The sequence below is a fragment of the Bradyrhizobium sp. SUTN9-2 genome (assembly GCF_003122645.1).
Taxonomy (GTDB): domain Bacteria; phylum Pseudomonadota; class Alphaproteobacteria; order Rhizobiales; family Xanthobacteraceae; genus Bradyrhizobium; species Bradyrhizobium yuanmingense.
This window is the reverse complement of the sequence record NZ_LAXE01000001.1, coordinates 2497122-2501069: the sequence shown is the minus strand read 5'-3', so window position 1 is coordinate 2501069 and position 3948 is coordinate 2497122. Positions and strand designations below refer to the sequence as shown.

The following is a 3948-nucleotide window of genomic DNA, read 5'->3' as shown; positions in this document are numbered from 1 at the left end:
TTGGACTTATGTGCGGGATGACCGGCCCTTCGCCGGGCCCGCGCCGCCGGCTGCGGTCTATTACGCCTCGAGCGACCGACGAGGCGAGCATCCCCAGAAGCATCTGGCCGCTTTCGCCGGTATCCTGCAAGCCGATTGCTACAGCGGGTTCGAGCCGCTGTTCGATCCGCAAAAGAAGGCGCGGCCGATTACGCCGGCGTTTTGCTATGCCCATGCACGACGGGGCTTCTTCGAGCTGGCCGACATCGAGAAAAATGCTCGGCAAGGTAAGAAGGGCAAACCGGTCTCTCCGATCGCACTGGAGGCGGTCAGACGCCTGGATGCATTGTTCGAGATCGAGCGCGCCATCAACGGCCGCGGCGCCGAGGAGCGGCGTGCCGTGCGCCAGGAACAGAGCAAGCCGCTTCTCGAGGACATGCACGCCTGGTTGCTGCGTGAGCGCGAAACCCTCTCGCGCTCCTCCGAGGTCCTGAAGCCTATGAATTACATGCTCAGGCGCTGGGACGACTTCGCCCGCTTCCTCGACGATGGTAGGATCTGCTTGACCAATAATTGTGCCGAGCGCGCATTGAGAGGCATCGCCTTGGGACGGCGCAACTGGACCTTCGCCGGCAGCCAGCGCGGCGCCGACCGTGCCGCCATCATGCTGACGATGATCACGACCTGTCGCCTCAACGAGGTCGATCCCAAGGCCTGGCTCGCCGACGTCCTCGCCCGTATCGCCGATCTTCCCACATCGCGTCTGCACGAACTGCTGCCCTGGGAATGGAAGCTGGGCCAAGCCGGCAAGCCCGCCGGTCAGCAGGCCGCCTGACCTTCACGCAACGCCATCATAGAGCTCGCCGGGCCCGCGCGCACGCGGCAATCGGGCGGTCTTCATCGTATGCCTACCTCCATCATGTCCGCTCTCTCCGTCATTCATCCGATGATCGCCGTTGTTCCCTCACCGTCAGCGTTGTTTTGTCTTCCATCGATATGGTTCCGCAGGCAGCCAATCTGTGGCACCCGCGAAGAACGCGGTCAGCAACCATTTCGCGGCCTCCCCATCTGTCAGTTGATGGGAGTAAGGTTCGCGGCCTGAGGGGTTGGTCCCGATCCCGAAGGATCTATATTCGGCATAATAGCTCGTGCTCAAGTTGTTGGTCTTGCCCCTATCCCATTCGCGCCAACCCTCCGGAATGACCTGCGCATCTATCTTTGTCGACAGAAAGACCACTGTGGCATACGGCCGCCAGGGGCGGCCAAGCGCGATATCGCGCGCGGCAGGGTCGGCACTTAGAGTGCAATGATCAAAAACATAGCCGCTGTCCTCGTCCGGTGCTGCCTTGCTCTGAGCGGTAAAGACGACCGCTTGATTGGCGATGCCGTGCAACTCACATTTCCGGAACCAGGCCTTGGCGTTGCCAAATACGAAATCGACATGCCCTTCGATGTAGCAGTTCGAAAAGTATTGACGTGACATTCTGCCGTTTGGACCCTTGCCGGCAAACAGCGTGTCTTGGGCGCCGAGCAGGCGGACGCGCGTAACGACGCCCCTGTCTCCGGTAAGGGATAATGCAACCGCCTGCGAGGGTGGATTGGCCGGGTTGAGAGCGTAGTCGTTCTGGATGGTCACATTCTCGAGCCGGACGTCATCGCCAGTGGCATCCAGCGTCGCCGAGCGGGCGGTTCCTCCGACATTGATCGCGCCGTCACCATACACAATGACGGTATTCTCCGCCTTGCTACCAGTGCCTGAGAGATGAACACGGGATTTGGAGATTTTGACCTTCTCACGATAGATACCCGGCGCGATCCGAACATCTCCGCCTTCCGCCGGCAATGCGTCGATGGCTTGTTGCACGGAGTGATAGTCGGCATTTGCTGCATGCGACACCAACAGTGGCTGAGCGCATGCTGACGAGATGCCGAAACATCCCGTCAGAAGTGCAGCAGGGTGAACGAAAATACGCATGATCCTACTCTTCGTTGAGCCAGCGGCACCTCGACGCAGAGCCTGTCTCGGCGGGATAGCCGCCGCGCATGGCCAACACATTTTTCGCGCCAAATCAGAACCTCCACGGTACCTTCGCATTCCTGGCCGTGCAAACCGTCAGACAATTGCAAACAAGTCCGGACATGAGGCCGACCTTCGTCAACACCAGTAATCTGGGCCCAGATGCTGAACTCACCACCGAGTTCGGCGCCGGATGTAGTGCTTACCGGTTGCTGTTGCGGAACGCCCTCGAACATACATCCGAGCCACGCAGCAGCGGTTTTGCAGCTCGTCCGGGCAGCGGCGGTGATACGTCAGAGTGATTTGCGGTGACGTTCGCATGTTCAACTTGCCAAGTGGCGGAATCGGCAAATCGGACATCTTCGAGTGTCAGGTCAAGTGCATGCTCCTCGTCTACGCCGCGCATCAGCAACACACCGGTGTCGCCATGCACATGACGGAGAACGATTCGCCGATAGACCGGAATTCTCGTGCCTTGCGCGCGCGGATCATACTTTGTATCGAAAGCCACCGGCCACCGGTTCCCCCTCAGGCACACGTACTCATAAGTCACGTTCTCGACCAGACCGCCTCGACTAACATCACTCTTGATGCGCAGGCCCGATGTCGTACCATCCAGTGTCAGATTACGCACCAATATGTCTCTGGCCCCGGAATTCACCTCACTGCCGATCGACATGCCATGCCCCCAGCCGAAATAACTATCAATGATCGAGATATGGCTGCTTGAGCCATTGTCGCCGGCCTTGATTGCGACGTTGTCGTCACCCGTACGGATCAAGCTGCGGATAATGGTCACATCCTGACTCGCGCCAAGATCAATGCCATCGGTGTTGCGCGCATCCGCCGGTGAATCGATTATGAGGCCCCAAAACGTGGCACCTTGGACCCGGTTCATCGCGACATGAAAGTTGGGAGCGTTGCGCAAGGTGACACCAGAGAAACTGATGTCCTGCGCATGATCGATTTGGATCAAGCGCGGGGCGTTCTGGTTGCCGCCCTGGGCTTGAGCGCGGCGCGCTAGTTGCCACCAGGTTTCCGCGCCGCCGCCAATTATTGCGCCGCCCTGACCATCGATGATGCCTTCTCCGTAGATGCCACCGCCGCTCGTTTTGGAAAAGCTGATGAATGGCCGGCAACCGCCGCCCTTTTCCGCAATACGACCACATTGTCCAAGGCCCTTGTCGTAAGCAGCAGGTTCGGGGATGGCGATCAGCGTCGCCCCGCGTCCGACCCATAACGTCACACCCGATTTCATCTCGAGTGGGCCCGACCGGAACTCGCCACGCCCTAAATACACGGCGGCCCCGGAAGGACATTGGTCGATGGCATTCTGCAACGCGGTCGTATCTTGCTTGCCAGACGGCACGAGGCGCTCGCACACCGTATGAGGTGCAACAGGCTCGGTGATAGTCCGGCGGTCTTGCGCTTTCGCGGCGGGGAAGACAACGATGGGGGTGAGTATGAACAATAGGGCCAAGTTGCGAAAACGCTTTGTCATCGACCTCCTCGTGCTTTGTCACGCATCCACGCCCCCTTCGGTATGGAGCCGCTGGCTCGATCTAGCCACCGCGCGCGTCACTGGCGCGCGCAAGATGACGTTTATATGACGCAGCAGAGGCCCGGGCCGTGCACCTGCGCAGCAGCACTTTGCAGATGCGCAAAAAAACACGGAGCGTCATGCGATGATTCAAAATCCGACAGCTTCGTCAATGGTCCGCCTTGTCGCTCCAATCAAGCGGGTCGCCGGATTCGGCTTTTTTGCTCTAGAAAGTCGTCGGCGCCCAGTGCTTGCTCTTGATAATGATTTCGATAAGTCGGCGCATAAGCCTCACTGGGAGCAATTGGTGTACGCCCAGTACCCGCCGAAGCCGCAGCACTCACGCGCGCCTGACCCCGACTGCTGCTGCTGAACCTCCGCGCTGTGCGGATTCCGATCGATGTCGCCCAGT

Annotated in this window: 3 protein-coding genes; 1 reads left to right on the top strand and 2 read right to left on the bottom strand. The window is 59.6% G+C overall.

Features of this window, described 5'->3' with window-relative positions:
• Nucleotides 1-814, top strand: an 814-nt coding sequence (tnpC, locus tag XF30_RS11485; protein ID WP_109142754.1) for an IS66 family transposase, incomplete at its 5' end; no start/stop codon positions are given.
• Nucleotides 815-949: 135 nt separating this feature from the next.
• Here the strand turns inward: tnpC and XF30_RS11480 are convergent.
• Entirely contained in the window at nt 950-1954 is a 1005-nt protein-coding gene (locus XF30_RS11480) for a pectinesterase family protein (RefSeq protein ID WP_109142753.1), read from the bottom strand.
• Nucleotides 1955-2198: 244 nt separating this feature from the next.
• Nucleotides 2199-3497, bottom strand: coding sequence for a glycoside hydrolase family 28 protein (locus XF30_RS11475; protein WP_109142752.1), 1299 nt, complete (start codon nt 3495-3497; stop codon nt 2199-2201).
• Nucleotides 3498-3948: the final 451 nt, after the last annotated feature.